12 protein-coding genes are annotated in these 13,070 nt (G+C 71.0%); all 12 read right to left on the bottom strand.

Features of this window, described 5'->3' with window-relative positions:
- Positions 1–3: 3 nt before the first annotated feature.
- From rfbC to ACWCRD_RS28350, 12 genes are read right to left on the bottom strand one after another with little or no spacing between them, the layout of a single operon-like run.
- Positions 4–555, bottom strand: a complete 552-nt coding sequence (rfbC, locus tag ACWCRD_RS28295; protein WP_450968588.1) for a dTDP-4-dehydrorhamnose 3,5-epimerase — start codon at positions 553–555, stop codon at positions 4–6.
- Positions 552–1,772 (bottom strand): polysaccharide pyruvyl transferase family protein, encoded by a 1,221-nt coding sequence (locus ACWCRD_RS28300; RefSeq protein WP_450968589.1) that lies wholly within the window; start codon positions 1,770–1,772, stop codon positions 552–554. The genes rfbC and ACWCRD_RS28300 overlap by 4 nt, the downstream gene beginning before the upstream one ends.
- The gene (locus tag ACWCRD_RS28305) at positions 1,769–2,716 is read right to left on the bottom strand and encodes a glycosyltransferase family 2 protein (RefSeq protein WP_450968590.1); all 948 of its coding nucleotides are present in this window, start codon (positions 2,714–2,716) and stop codon (positions 1,769–1,771) included. Before ACWCRD_RS28305 ends, ACWCRD_RS28300 begins: the two co-directional genes overlap by 4 nt.
- Positions 2,713–4,002: a hypothetical protein gene (locus ACWCRD_RS28310; RefSeq protein WP_450968815.1), complete on the bottom strand. Its 1,290-nt coding sequence runs from the start codon at positions 4,000–4,002 to the stop codon at positions 2,713–2,715. The genes ACWCRD_RS28305 and ACWCRD_RS28310 overlap by 4 nt, the downstream gene beginning before the upstream one ends.
- A gap of 5 nt (positions 4,003–4,007) precedes the next feature.
- Positions 4,008–5,291, bottom strand: a complete 1,284-nt coding sequence (locus ACWCRD_RS28315; protein ID WP_450968591.1) for a DUF4910 domain-containing protein — start codon at positions 5,289–5,291, stop codon at positions 4,008–4,010.
- The gene (locus ACWCRD_RS28320) at positions 5,279–6,304 is read right to left on the bottom strand and encodes an NAD-dependent epimerase/dehydratase family protein (protein ID WP_450968592.1); all 1,026 of its coding nucleotides are present in this window, start codon (positions 6,302–6,304) and stop codon (positions 5,279–5,281) included. The genes ACWCRD_RS28315 and ACWCRD_RS28320 overlap by 13 nt, the downstream gene beginning before the upstream one ends.
- 3 nt (positions 6,305–6,307) lie before the next feature.
- Positions 6,308–6,955 carry a PIG-L deacetylase family protein gene (locus ACWCRD_RS28325; protein ID WP_450968593.1) on the bottom strand — a complete coding sequence of 216 codons (648 nt, stop codon included), beginning with the start codon at positions 6,953–6,955 and terminating at the stop codon, positions 6,308–6,310.
- Entirely contained in the window at positions 6,952–7,746 is a 795-nt protein-coding gene (locus tag ACWCRD_RS28330; protein ID WP_450968594.1) for a sugar phosphate nucleotidyltransferase, read from the bottom strand. The genes ACWCRD_RS28325 and ACWCRD_RS28330 overlap by 4 nt, the downstream gene beginning before the upstream one ends.
- The gene (locus tag ACWCRD_RS28335; RefSeq protein ID WP_450968595.1) at positions 7,743–8,993 is read right to left on the bottom strand and encodes a methyltransferase domain-containing protein; all 1,251 of its coding nucleotides are present in this window, start codon (positions 8,991–8,993) and stop codon (positions 7,743–7,745) included. The genes ACWCRD_RS28330 and ACWCRD_RS28335 overlap by 4 nt, the downstream gene beginning before the upstream one ends.
- A complete protein-coding gene (locus tag ACWCRD_RS28340; RefSeq protein ID WP_450968596.1) occupies positions 8,990–10,234 on the bottom strand; it encodes a glycosyltransferase in 1,245 nt (414 codons plus the stop codon). Before ACWCRD_RS28340 ends, ACWCRD_RS28335 begins: the two co-directional genes overlap by 4 nt.
- Before the next feature lie 2 nt (positions 10,235–10,236).
- Complete coding sequence (locus ACWCRD_RS28345; RefSeq protein ID WP_450968597.1) at positions 10,237–11,517, bottom strand: O-antigen ligase domain-containing protein; 1,281 nt, start codon at positions 11,515–11,517, stop codon at positions 10,237–10,239.
- A gap of 1 nt (position 11,518) precedes the next feature.
- Positions 11,519–13,060: a right-handed parallel beta-helix repeat-containing protein gene (locus tag ACWCRD_RS28350; protein WP_450968598.1), complete on the bottom strand. Its 1,542-nt coding sequence runs from the start codon at positions 13,058–13,060 to the stop codon at positions 11,519–11,521.
- Between the last annotated feature and the right edge of the window lie 10 nt (positions 13,061–13,070).

Here is a 13,070-nt window from a genome sequence, read left to right on the forward strand (position 1 = left end):
ACTTCACCCTTCCTGGTGCTTGAGGACCTCGGCGAGGCTCGGCGCCTCCCGGTCCCGCTGGGACATCGACGTGACCTGCAGCGGCCAGGGAATGGCGAGTTCCGGGTCGTCGAAGGCGATCGTCACGTCCTCGGACGGATCGTGCTGACGGTCGATACGGTAAGAGGTGTCTGCGATTTCGGTAAGAGCCTGGAAGCCGTGGGCACACCCCGCCGGGATGTACACGGTCTTCTGCGTGTCACCGGACAGCTCGAAAGAGGCCCAGTTGCGGTACGTCGGTGAGCCCGGGCGCAGGTCCACGACGACGTCGAAGATCTTCCCGTACGAGCAGCGCACCAGCTTGGCCTCGCCGGCCCCTGAGCGCAGGTGCAGGCCGCGCAGCACGCCCCGGACCGAGCGGGAGACGCTGTCCTGGACGAAGGCGTTCGGGTCGAGGCCCACCGAGCGAACCACGTCGGCGTCGAAGGTGCGGCAGAAGAAGCCGCGTTCGTCGGCGTACGGCGTGGGCTCGAACAGGTACGCGCCGGCGATCTCCGGGACTTCGGTCGCTTTCATCGAGCCTTCCGCAGGGTGTGAGGGTGGTCGGTCGTCGGGAACAGGGCCGCGGTCAACGCGGCGAACTGCTCGGCGAGTTGCTCTGCCGCGGCCTGGTTGCGCTCGGTGAGGACCTGCCGCAGCTCGGCCGATCTCTTCTCCAGCGTCCGGAACTGTTCGAGCAACCGGTCGGCGTCGACCTCGCGCGCGGGGTGGCAGAAGGCGCCGAGGCCCATCCGGTCCATGAGCGCGTCGCTCTTGGCCGCATAGCTGAGGGCGAGCACCGGGGTGCCGGTCTTCAGCGCGCAGATCAGGTTGTGGTAGCGGACCGCGACCACGGTGTCGGCCGCCGCCATCTCCTTCATCAGGTCGGCCAGTGACGCCGGTTCGGCGGCGGTGACCAGCGGCGAGTCCACCGCGTCGAGGATCGCCTCGACCACCGCCACATCACACTGGTCGCCGGTGAGCAGACGGATGGCCCTGCCCTCCTCGACCAGCGTGCGGACGAACCGGATCGTCCCGTCGAGGTAGCGGCGGTGGATCTCGTCGGCCCGGGCGCGGTCGTCGTTTCCGCCGTGGAAGTCCATGACGCCGAGGCAGACGGTGCCCGGCGAGCCGGGGGGCGCGCTCGACGGCGGTGTGGGCAGGGAGAACGCGAGGTCCGGGTAGACCTCGTCGCGGGCGGTGTCCACGCCCATCGCCCGCATCGCGTCACGGGACTGCTCGTCCCGGTAGGAGCGGTAGGCGGCCAGTCGAGCCGACCAGCGCACCAGGGCCCGGGTGGGCCGGTTGCGGATCTCGGCGGCGCCGACACTGACCAGCGCGACACGGGTGCCGAGCAGCCGGCCGCTCGCGCAGAGCAGGAACAGCGAGTACGGGAAGCCCCAGGGCCGCAGTGGCAGCGTGGCCTCCAGGACGCCCATGCCCGGCACGATCACCACGTCGTGTCGGCGCACCCAGGCGGCGGTGCGGAAGACGTCGACGAGTTTGCCCAGGCCCTTCGACGCGATCGCGCTCGCACGTGACGCGGTCCGGTACTCCGCGCGGTTCCAGTGCAGCCGTGTGGCGGGGATCCCGAACCGGCTGGTCACGGCCTCGGGTCCGCCGCACAGGGCGTCCACGGCCGCGTCCGGGTGCTCGGTGCGCAGGTATCCGAGTACGGCCTCCAGCGAGCCGTCGTTGCCGAGGTTGCCGGAGCCGAGGAGGCCGAACACGCCCACGCGTGTCGCCGTCTTCATGCCCGCCGCCCCTCGCGGCCCGCGACGAGGTCGTCGACAAAGACGCTGAGCGCTGCCGGGTCGACCGGGGCGCGGTCCTCGACCCGCTCGCCGGCGCCGGGCCGTACCCGGCTGGTCATCCAGGCGCCCATGTGGCGGTAGCACTCGCGCCGGTCGGCCGGGGACAGCGGCGCCCGCCGGATCGCCGCGGCGAAGCCCCAGATGTACTCGGCGAGCAGCCGGGGAGTCGGGTGCATCGGGCCTGCCCGGCGCGGGTCCAGGTTGACGCACCGGGCGCGCTTGGAGGGGTTGGCCCGCTCGGCGCGGTTGGGGTGGTCGCGGCGGAAGTACAGCAGCTCGGGCACCTGGTGGAAGCGCCCGTGCAGGGTGATCTCGGCGACGAAGGTGCGGTCCGCGTGGTGGTAGCTGTCGAGCGGCTTGACCCGGCGCAGCATGTCGGCCCGCATCACGCCGTAGAAGTCGTCGCCGCCCGGCTCGAAGAGCAGGCTGCGGAAGCGCTCCGGCGCGTGCGGGGAGTCGGTGGCGAGCGTGTACTCGTAGGGGACCTTCACCTGGCCGTCGCCGTCGATGACGGCCTGGTCGGCGTGGGCGAGGATCACGTCGGGCTGCTCGTCCAGCGCCTCGATGCACCGTCGCAGGAGGTCGCGGGCGTAGAGGTCGTCGTGCGAGGCCCACTTGAACAGCTCGCCGCGGCACTGGGTGAACACGTAGTTGTGGTTCGGCGTGGCCCCGACGTTCCGGGGCAGCCGGATGTAGCGGATGCGGGAGTCCTGCGCGGCGTACTTGCGGCAGATGTCCTCGGTCCCGTCGGTCGAGGCGTTGTCGGAGATGACCAGCTCGAAGTCCTCGTAGGTCTGCCCGAGCAGGGCGTCGAGCGACTCGGCGAGGTACTCCTCGCCGTTGTACACGGGCAGGCCGATACTCAGCCTGTGTTGGGCGGTCATGAGGTCCTCACTTCGGGAACGGAGTTGTGGTCGCGCTCGCGCAGGGCCGACCGCAGTTGCAGCCACCACACGGCCGAGCCGCTGACGGTCGCGGCGGCGACACCCCAGGCCGAGCCGACCGTGCCGGCCAGGGCAGCGCCGCCGAGCCCGCCGCCGACATAGCAGGCGGAGGCGAACAGCTGGCAGCGCAGGCTGCGCCGGGCCGCGCCGAGCGCGCGCAGCCCGGCCGCCGCGCCGGTGCCGAGGCCCGCGCCCGCGACACTGAAGGTGATCGCCACGATGAGGTGCGAGGAGGAGTGCCACACGTCGCCGAGCGCGAGGTCGCCGAGCCGGTCGGGCATCAGCAGCAGGGCCCCGCCCCACAGGAGCGCGGCGACGGCCTGCCCGCCGCCCAGCCGCAGGCAGAACGCGCCGAGGCGGTGCGGGGCCTGGCGCAGCACGCGTGCCGCCTCCGGGACGGTGACCAGCGACAGGCCCATCAGCACGGCGAGGAACGGGCCCATCAGGAGTTCGGCGCCCCGCACCGCACCCACCGCGCCGACCCCGACGATCGCGCCGAGCCCGTACGCCCGCAGCTGGCTGGCGCCACTGAGGCTGACGTTCTCGACCAGGTACCGGTAGCCGAGATCGCGCTGTTCGCGAAGCCACCCGCGTGCTTCTGCCATCCGGGGCCGGATGCCGGACTGGAGGCAGCCGTACGCGGCGGCCACGGTGGCGGACGCGCCCCAGGCGAGCACGAAGGCGGCCACGCTGCCCACATGGGCCGCGACGACCATGGCGGGGACGAGCGCGACGCCCCACACGACGTCGTTGACGAAGGCCTTGCGCCCGTTGCCGGCGGCGAAGAACCCGAATCGCCAGGCGTCCTGCAGCAGCAGGCCCGGCATCATGACGCCGAGGCAGGCGAACGCGGGCCCCAGCCGACCGCCGAGACCGAGCCCGGCCAGCAGACACACGGCGCCTATGGCGGTGCCGACGCCGAGTGCGGTACCCGTCGACCGGGCGACCGCGCCGCGCCAGGACGCGTCCGGGACACCGCTGAAGCGGACCACGAGCGGGTCGGTGGACAGGCCGCGGGAGACGTTGAGCACCACGCCGTAGGTCACCCAGGCCAGGCTGAACACGCCGAACGCGGTCACCCCCAGCGAGCGGGCCACGTAGATGCCCACCGCGAAGTTGGACATGCTGGAGGCCGCCTGGTCGGCCAGCCCCCAGGACAGCCGGCCGACCAGGGCCCGCTTGGCGGACCCGGCCGGTGCCGTCGTCTTCTCCCCCTCCATGGTCATCTGCGTCACGCCTTGATCAGACCGGCGCCGTGCAGGGCGTCGGCCGCGGCGGCGACGGTGTCGAACGGCAGCCCGGACCGTTCGGCGACGTCCAGCAGACTGTGCTCGCCGTCGGAGAGGTTGAGCACCCAGAGCATGGCCATCTGGGCCTGCTTGGTGTCGCTGCGGCCGCCGAGCGCGTCGTACAGCCCGCGCCGGCCCAGCTGCGGTTCGCCGTAGGGGCTGAGGTTGAGGTAGCTCCGGTTGCGGTCCAGGACGGCGAACGCCTCACGGCAGACCGCGAGGGTGTCCGCCATCGCCTCCGGGGAGACGAAGTCCGGGTTGTCCGCCGAGGTGTGATACTCGGGGTAACCGGCGTACGGGGTCCGGGTGAGCGAGCCCACTGCGAGGTTGAACCCGGGCGAGCAGTACTGCCGCTCGTCGTAGCCGTACGGAGTGAACTCGTTGACGCGGTGCGGCCGTTCGGACGCGGTCAGGACGTGCCGCATCACCCGGTCGATCTCCGCGTCGCCGCGTCTGCTCTGCTTGTACGTCAACTGGCCCCGGTCCCCGGCGCAGGCCAGCACGACGCCGTGCTTGACCCGCTCCACCCGCTCCGCGTTGCGGGCCAGCCAGGTGATCGCCCCGATGGTGCCGGGCGCGAAGATGAACCGGTAGGTGTAGTACGGCGTCTCCGCGGCCAGCTCCCGGGCCAGGAACGTCGCCACCGCGATGCCGGCCAGGTTGTCGTTGGCCAGCGACGGGTGGCAGACGTGGCAGGAGACGATCACCTCGTCGGAGACCTGCCCCGGGACCACGTGCTCGGCGTAGGTGAGGTGGCCGTCGGCGAGCGTGGAGTCGATGCGGACCTCGTACTCGCCGTCCGGCATCGCGTCCAGGGTCTCCTGGGCCAGGCAGAAGCCCCACTCGGGCTTGTAGTAGCTGGTGCGGTACGGCACCCAGGACGGCTGGTCCGGCAGGGTGTGCAGATGTCCACGCAGCTCGGACAGGGGCATGGTCGCCGACACCGGCATGCTGTAACCGAGCACGTGCAGGCTGGACGCGGCGAAGTCGACGACCCGGTTCCCCGCGCTGCCGGCGATGTAGGCGTCGCGGATGTTCCACTCCTGCGGCACCGTCCAGTCGAGCACCTGGGTCCCGGTCGGCACCTCGTGCACCTGCAGCGGGAGGTACTCGCCGATGATGTCCAGGGTGGCGCGGACACCGTCGCCGGTGATGCTCCGGCACAGCGGGTACATCCGCTCCACCAGGGCGTGCATTTCTTCCCCGGGACGGGTCATCGGCGCCACCGCAGGGTGTCGTCGACGGTGCCGGCCTCGGACGCCGCGCGCAGCACGGCGAGCCGGGTGAAGCGCTGGTCGAAGGCCTCCTTGGTCAGGCCGAACTTCCGGTAGGCGTCGGCGAGTTCGAGCGCACCGCGCTTGACCGACCACTCGATGTCGAAGCCGGGGATCGCGGCGCGGAACCGGAAGAAGTCCACCCGGTAGGAGCGCGGGTCGGCCCCGTTCTCCCCGGTGATCCGCACCTTCGCGCCGGGCACCGCCTCGGCGACCTGCTCGGCGATCTCGGCGACCGTGACGTTGTTGGTCTCGCTGCCGATGTTGAACGCCCGGTCGTGCACCGCTTCGCGCGGCGCGGTCAGCGCGGCCGTGAAGGCGCGGGCGATGTCGGCGGCGTGCACCAGCGGGCGCCAGGGGGTGCCGTCGGAGAGCACCAGCACCTCACCGGACAGCAGTGCGTGGCCCACCAGGTTGTTCAGCACGATGTCGGCACGCAGCCGGGGCGAGTAGCCGAAGGCGGTGGCGTTGCGCATGTACACCGGGGTGAAGTCGTCGTCGGCCAGTGCGTGCAGGTCGTCCTCCACGCGCACCTTGGACTCCGCGTACGGCGTCACCGGGCGCAGCGGGGCGTCCTCGCCCACCAGGTCGTCGCCGCCTGCGGCGCCGTAGACCGAGCAGGTGGACGCGTACAGGAAGCGCCGCACTCCGGCCTCGCGGGCCAGCCGGGCCAGCCGTACGGACGCGTGGTGGTTGATGTCGTAGGTGAGTTCCGGCGCCAGCGAGCCCAGCGGGTCGTTGGACAGCGCGGCCAGATGGATGACGGCGTCCACACCGGCCACGTGTTCGGCCGTGACGTCGCGCAGGTCCACCCGGTGCCCCTGCGGGTCGGCGGGTGTCTCGCCGAGGACGGAGTCGGCGAACAGGCCGGAGTCGAGGCCGACGACCTCGTGTCCGGCGGCGGCGAGGACCGGGGCCATCACGGTGCCCAGGTATCCCTGGTGTCCGGTCAGGAGTACGCGCATGGTTCAACCCCCCAGGTTGAGCGTGAGTTTGGTGACGGCGAACGCCTCGGCGTATCGCTCGTGGCATTCGATGCCGCGGATCCGTGCAAGACCCAGGAAGGCTTCGCGGTCGTACCAGGGCCGGTGGCGCTGCGAGGCGTAGTGCTCCTGCAGCAGCCGTACCTTTTCTTCGGCGATCTCCGTCGACAGCGGCTGGTAGGCGGCCATGCGGCCGAGGTCGCCGTCCCATTTGACGATCTCGTAGCCGAGGACCAGGTGGTCGCGGAACGCGGTGGGTATCAGCTGGGCCAGGCCGCGGTGGTCCTGGTGGGCGTCGTCGGTGCGCGGGGCCAGGATCAGATCCGGGTCGGTCTGGGCGCGCAGTTCCTCGACCGCGGCCTTGGCCTCGTCCCAGTGCACGGGCAGCCGGCCGTCCGGCAGCTTGTGCACGGTCAGCCGCAGGTCGGCGCCCGGGCAGAAGGCGGCGAGCGCGGCCGCCTCCTCCTGCTCGCGCTCGCTGCCGCCGCCGGAGAGGACCAGCGCGTCGACGCGGAGGCCGGGCCGTGCGTGGCACAGCGTCAGCAGGGTGCCGCCGGCGCCGATGGCGATGTCGTCGCAGTGCGCGCCCACGGCGACGATCCGGTCCAGGTGACCGGCTTCGAGGCGGATCACGCGTGCACCCCGGCGTTGTCGTGTTCCCACACGGCCCACGGACGGTCGCCGCGGGCGTAGGCCTCGTCGAGCGCGGCCCGCTCCTTGACGGTGTCGGTCGGCTTCCAGAAGCCGCGGTGCTGGTGCGCCACCAGTCGGCCCTGCTTGGCCAGTTGGGCGCAGCCGTCGGCGACCAGGTCCCCGTTCTCCGGGATGTGGTCGAAGACCTCCTGGCGGAGCACGAAGTAGCCGCCGTTCTCCCACAGCGGCATGTCGCTCACGGCGGTGATGCCGCCGACCAGGTTGTCCTCGCCCAACTCCACGCAGTGGAAGGAGGACTGGGGCGGCACAACCATCATCGAGGCGCCGGCGTCGCGCTGGGAGAACTTCTCGATCATCTCGGGCAGCGGTGCGTCGGTGAGGACGTCGGCGTAGTTGGCGAGGAACATCTCGTCGCCGTCCAGGTGGTGGCGCACCCGGCGCAGCCGCTCCCCGATCGGCGACTCGATGCCGGTCTGCGCGAACGTGATCGTCCAGTCGGCTATGTCGGTGGACAGCAGCTCGGTCTGGCCCTTGCGCAGCACGAAGTCGTTGGACGTCGTCTCCTCGTAGTTGAGGAAGAAGTCCTTGATGTGGTGGGCGCCGTAGCCGAGGCACAGGATGAACTCCTTGTGCCCGTAGTGCGCGTAGTACCGCATGACGTGCCAGATCAGCGGCCTGGGGCCGACCATCGCCATCGGCTTGGGCACGTCGTCGGAGGTTCCGTTGCGCATCCGCATCCCGTAACCGCCGCAGAACAGGACGACCTTCATGCTGTGACCTTTCGGGACGCGGCTTCGACGATGCTCAGTTCCGGGATGGGGAAGACAAGGCGGCCGCCCCACTCGTGCACGTAGGACAGCTGCTCGACCAGCTCGGCCCGCAGGTTCCACGGGAGGACGAGGACGTAGTCCGGTTTGTCGGCGGCGATCTGCTCGGGCGCGAGGATCGGGATGCGGGTGCCCGGGGTGAACCTGCCGTGCTTGTACGGGTTGCGGTCGACCGTGTACGCAAGCAGGTCGGGGCGGATGCCGCAGTGGTTGAGCAGGGTGTTGCCCTTGCCGGGGGCGCCGTAGCCGACGACCGTCTCGCCGCGCTCGGCCGCCTCGATGAGGAACTTCAGCAGGTCCCGGCGCACCTTGGCCACCCGCGCGGAGAACTCTGTGTACCCGGACAGCTCCTGCAGCCCGGCGGCCTTCTCCCGGGCCAGTACGTCGGCGACCCGCTGTGTCGGCTCGCCGGCCACCTCGGAGGGCCGGGCCCACAGCCGGATGGAGCCGCCGTGCGTGGGCAGCAACTCGACGTCCACGAGCGTGAGTCCGCCGCTGGCCAGGGCCTGGATCGCGGAGGCGACCGTGTAGTACTGGAAGTGCTCGTGGTAGATCGTGTCGTACTGGTTCTCCTCGATCAGGGTCAGCAGGTGCTGCACCTCGATGGAGACCCAGCCGTCGTCGGCGACCAGGGCGCGCAGCCCCTGGGTGAAGCCGACCACGTCGGGGATGTGCGCGTACACGTTGTTGGCCACGACGAGGTCCGCCGGGCCGTGCTCCTCGCGGACGGCCGCGCCGGTCTGCGGGCTCAGGAACTCCGTGAGCGTGGGCACACCCTTGTCCCGTGCCGCCGCGCCGACGTTCACCGACGGTTCGATGCCCAGGCAGCGGATCCCGCGGTCCACCACGTGCTTCAGCAGGTACCCGTCGTTGCTGGCGACCTCGACCACGAAGGCGTCAGGTCCGAGACCCACGCGCTCTGCGGCGTCGGCGACGAACGTGCGGGCGTGCTCCACCCAGGAGGTCGAGTACGAGGAGAAGTACGCGTACTCCTTGAAGGTCTCCTCCGGCGTGATCAGCGGCGGGATCTGCGCCAGCCAGCAGTCGGTGCAGACCCGCAGGTGCAGCGGGTACGCCGGTTCCGGCTGGTCGAGTTGGTCCGCGGCGAGGAAGCTCTCGCACGGTGGCGTCGCCCCGAGGTCGACGACGCTCGCCGTCGCCTGGGAGCCGCACAGTCGGCATCGTGTCATCTGTTGTCCCCATCCCCCCTGCTCGCGGGGGTGTCCCCGCCGCGAGTCTGTGCTGACCGCCCCGCGATCGCGGTGCGGTACTCGTCAACCAGGCGGTCGAGACCGACCGCCGGGCTGAAACCCTGTTCGTAACGGAGCCGGGCCGCTCGGCCCATCTCCCGGTTGCCGTCCGGCTCGGCCGCGATCCGGCGTATGCAGGACGCGAGCGAGGCGGACTCGCCCGGCTGGTGCAGCAGCCCGGTCACGCCGTCCTCGACGAGTTCGACGAAGGCGCCGTGCCCGGCCGCGACGACCGGGACCCCCGCGGCCATGGCCTCCACGACCACCAGGCCGAACGCCTCCAGCCAGGTCGAGGGAGCCACCACCGCGACCGATTGCGCGATGGCCTTCTGGCACTCCGCCGTGTCCAACAGGCCGACATAGCGCACGTCGTCCCGGCCGGCCGCCCAGGCGGTCACCTCCGGCTCCAGCGGCCCGGTGCCGGCGATCACCAGCGGCACGCCCACCCCACCGCTCGCCGCGAGCTCGTCCCACGCGGCCATGAGCAGCCGTACGCCCTTGGCCTCCGCGAGCCGGCCGAGATAGAGCAGATGCTCGCCCTCGCCTGCTCGCCGGTCGCCAGGGTCGGGCACGAAGTTGTGCTTCACCGCCAGCCGCTCGGCCGGCATGCCGGCCCGCACCAGGGTGTCACGCTGCGCCGCTGAGATGCAGAAGAACCGCTCCACGCCGGACCACCAGCGCCGCCGGTTGGCCGACATGCTGACCGCGAGCGGCACGGTGGCGAGGCGGGAGCCCCGGTAGCAGCCGTGCCGGACGGCGGGCAACGGCACCGTGGATCCGACGCACTCGGTGCACGGCCGGCCGTCCCGCTGCAGCGTGCCGGGCGGGCAGACCTGGGTGTAGTTGTGCAGCGTGGCCACGGCGGGCACGCCGGCGTCGGCGCAGGCGGCCAGGACCGCGGGCGACAGGAGCGGGAAGACGTTGTGGACGTGCACCACGTCCGGCCGTTCGGTGCGCAGCTTGGCGGCGAGTTCCGTGCGCACCGCCGGGTTCCACGGCACCCGCAGGGGCACCGCGACTTTGCCGAGGAGGGACATGGCGCCGATGTCGTCGCTGCGCCGCTCGAACACCTCGACCCGGTGGCCGGCCGCGCGCAGCAGCTCCACCTCCTGGTCGACGACCTTGTTCTCCCCGCTCGGCTGCGCCGAGGCGTAGCGGTTGTGCACCACGAGGATGTGCATGCTCAGGTCACCTCCGATCGGCGGGCCCAGCGCGGGACGCGCTGTCGAGGGAGTTCCGGAATCGCAAGCCGGGGGACTTCGGGACTCGCGAGGACGGTGGCCCCGGCCGGTGCCGCCAGCAGTGAGGCGGCCAGGGCCAGATGCAGCAGATACGGCGAGGCGTCGCCGAGACCTGCCTCGGTGTAGGAGGCCATCGCGCAGTAGCTGATCAGGAAGATCGCGCAGGCCCGCTGCAGCGACGGCGGCCGCAGCAGCGCGACACCGCCCAGCACCACGATGATCACCGCGACCAGGGTCACACCGATCAGGCCCTGCTCGTTGTAGACGGCCAGCCAGCTGTTGTCGATCGGCAGCCCGCCGAACGACTTGTCGCCCAGGCCCACGCCGAACAACTGCTCCGAGGTCGAGCGGGGCGCGGCCAGCAGGGCATCCCAGACCTTGGCCCGGCCGGTGAGGCTGGAGAAGTTCTCCTGGCTCTGCCCGCGCAGGAACCAGCTCTGCAGCGCGGAGGCGAACCCCACCGCGGCCACCGCGGCCAACACCACCGTCCAGCTGAAGAAGCGGCGGGCGGCGGCGCTGGTCAGCAGGAGCGAGCCGATCGCCAGCACCAGCCCGACGATCAGACCGAGCGTGGCCGTACGGGTATGGGTCAGCGCGAGCAGGACGAGGGACGGCACGATGATGACCGCCGCGCTCTTCTTGTCGGTCCGGCGGCCCAGCAGGAGCAGCACGGTGAGCCCGATGATCACCGCGGCGTACTGTCCGATCTGCGGCGGGGTGAGCGGCCACAACGCCCCGACCAGGCGCCCGCCGTAGAGGTCGGGCAGGGCCGCGCCCGGTGAGACGGCGAGGCCCGCGGCCACCGATCCGAGCACCGCGAAGTACATCCGGATGTGGTGCCGGACGAACGTCAGGCCGCCGTTCCACCAGCGGGTGAGCAGCCACAGGGTGCCGACGAAGAGAGTCAGCCGGAAGCAGCGGAACAGCGCGCCGAAACCGGACTCCAGGTGCGCACTGGAGATGATGCTCGACACCAGCAGCAGGGTGAGCAGGAGCACGTAGGCGCTGGGCCGGATCCGCAGCCGGAGGTTGACCGCGAGCGCCAGGGTGAACGCGGCCACCAGGGCGCCCATCGTGACCATCTGGATCAGGGAGCGGGGCAGCGGGACGATGGTCTTCGCCCCGGCGGAGCCCAGCGTGTTGAGGACCAGCAGCCCCCAGACGATCCCGATGATCCTCGGTGTGACCACAGGACGCGGTTCGGGGCCGGACAGCGTGCTCATCTCAACCACCCGCCTGTCCGCTGATCGTGCTGCCCGCGTCCTGCTGGTAGGGCACGCCCTGCCAGCTCTGGAAGTCCAGGACCTTGCTGGGGTCGTGGACCACGAACGCCCACGGCCCGACGTAGACGTTGTCGTGCCAGCGGTTGTGCTGCTTGAGCGTGATCGCGTCGGCCACCGCCTCGCCCTTGTAGGGCGACCAGTCCGGATAGGTGCCGTAGTTGGAGAGCACGGCCATGCGGTCGCACTTCGTCGTGCACTTGAGCACGGTCTTGTCCAGCACGAAGCGGTTGTCGTGGATGTCCACCCGCTGGGTCTTCCACCGGCAGTCCGCGTAGAGCGGTGCCTTGGTGATCGTCGACTTCGTGCAGCGGCTGGTCTTCTTCACCAGCAGCGTGCAGTCGCCGGAGGAGGTGTTGGCCGGGCTGTTGCAGAACCGGTCGGCGTTCTCCCACAGGGTGATCCCGGACCAGTTGTTCTCCATCAGGTTGCCGTAGATCTCGATCTTGTCGGTGCGGGCTTTGACGCGTGGTTCGCCGCCGGACTCGGACAGGTAGACGGTCGCGAACGGGAAGGTGTCACCGCGGCTTGCTGCCTTGCGGCCCTCGACCCAGTTGTTGCGCCGGATCGTGTTGTTGCGGATCACCGCGTTGTAGCTGGTCTCGTAGATCAGCGCCGCGCCGTCGTTGGCCTCCAGCACGTTGTCCTCGATGCGGAAGTCGTTGTTGTTGGTGTCCGCCCACAACCCGGTTCCGCGGTTGTCGTGCACCCAGTTGCCGCGTACGTCGGCGCCGTCGACGGCCCAGAACTTGATGCCTCCGGTGCAGCCGCAGCCCTGCTGCCGCCGCTCCCAGTCGCCGGTGTTGTTGCCGACGATCTCGTTGCCCTCGACCACCAGGCCGCTGATACGGCCGCTGCCCTTGTAGGCGTTCATGCCGTACTGGCCGTTGGCGCGCAGGCAGTTGCCGCGGACCTGCTGGCGGGCTCCGGCCATCAGCCCGGCACCCAGGTTGTTCTGGATCGTCGAGTGCTCGATCACCCATCCGTCGGCCGAGTCGTGGTTGACCACGCCCTCGTTCTGCGGCGGCACGAAGCCCTGCACGGTCAGGTAGCCGACGGTGACGCCCTCGGCGGTGCCGGCGAACGCGTACTGGTTGGTCTTCCGGCCGTCGAGTACCGCGCCGGGCGCGCCGAGGTAGCGGTCCCCCTTCTTGGGGATGACCTGGGCGTAGCGGTCGGGGTCGAGCCGGTGCTTGCCCGGTCGCAGCCAGAACGTGGTGTTCGGGGGGTTGTTCTTGGTCTTCTCCGCCAGGTCACCGACCTTCGCGGGGTCGACCGTCACCGCGCCGGCCGGTGCCTTCGCCGGCCCGGCCTCGGGCTTGGCGCACACCCGGGCCACGGCCGTGGACCGCGCCCCGGACATGGTGGGCGCGGCGGTCGTCGTCTTCGCCTCGGCGGGCTGTGTGCTGTCGCAGCCGGTCAACGCCAGCAGGGCCAGCGTCAGCGGTGCCGCCGCCCACGCCCAGTGCCGCCTCTTGATCCCCACGTGCCGCCCC

The sequence above is a fragment of the Streptomyces sp. NPDC002092 genome, from assembly GCF_053593775.1.

Bases quoted from the DNA above. Each gene is read 5' to 3' on its own strand.
- rfbC (WP_450968588.1), bottom strand. From the start codon at position 555: ATGAAAGCGACCGAAGTCCCGGAGATCGCCGGCGCGTACCTGTTCGAG.
- ACWCRD_RS28300 (WP_450968589.1), bottom strand. From the start codon at position 1,772: ATGAAGACGGCGACACGCGTGGGCGTGTTCGGCCTCCTCGGCTCCGGC.
- ACWCRD_RS28305 (WP_450968590.1), bottom strand. From the start codon at position 2,716: ATGACCGCCCAACACAGGCTGAGTATCGGCCTGCCCGTGTACAACGGC.
- ACWCRD_RS28310 (WP_450968815.1), bottom strand. From the start codon at position 4,002: ATGACCATGGAGGGGGAGAAGACGACGGCACCGGCCGGGTCCGCCAAG.
- ACWCRD_RS28320 (WP_450968592.1), bottom strand. From the start codon at position 6,304: ATGCGCGTACTCCTGACCGGACACCAGGGATACCTGGGCACCGTGATG.
- ACWCRD_RS28330 (WP_450968594.1), bottom strand. From the start codon at position 7,746: ATGAAGGTCGTCCTGTTCTGCGGCGGTTACGGGATGCGGATGCGCAAC.
- ACWCRD_RS28335 (WP_450968595.1), bottom strand. From the start codon at position 8,993: ATGACACGATGCCGACTGTGCGGCTCCCAGGCGACGGCGAGCGTCGTC.
- ACWCRD_RS28340 (WP_450968596.1), bottom strand. From the start codon at position 10,234: ATGCACATCCTCGTGGTGCACAACCGCTACGCCTCGGCGCAGCCGAGC.
- ACWCRD_RS28345 (WP_450968597.1), bottom strand. From the start codon at position 11,517: ATGAGCACGCTGTCCGGCCCCGAACCGCGTCCTGTGGTCACACCGAGG.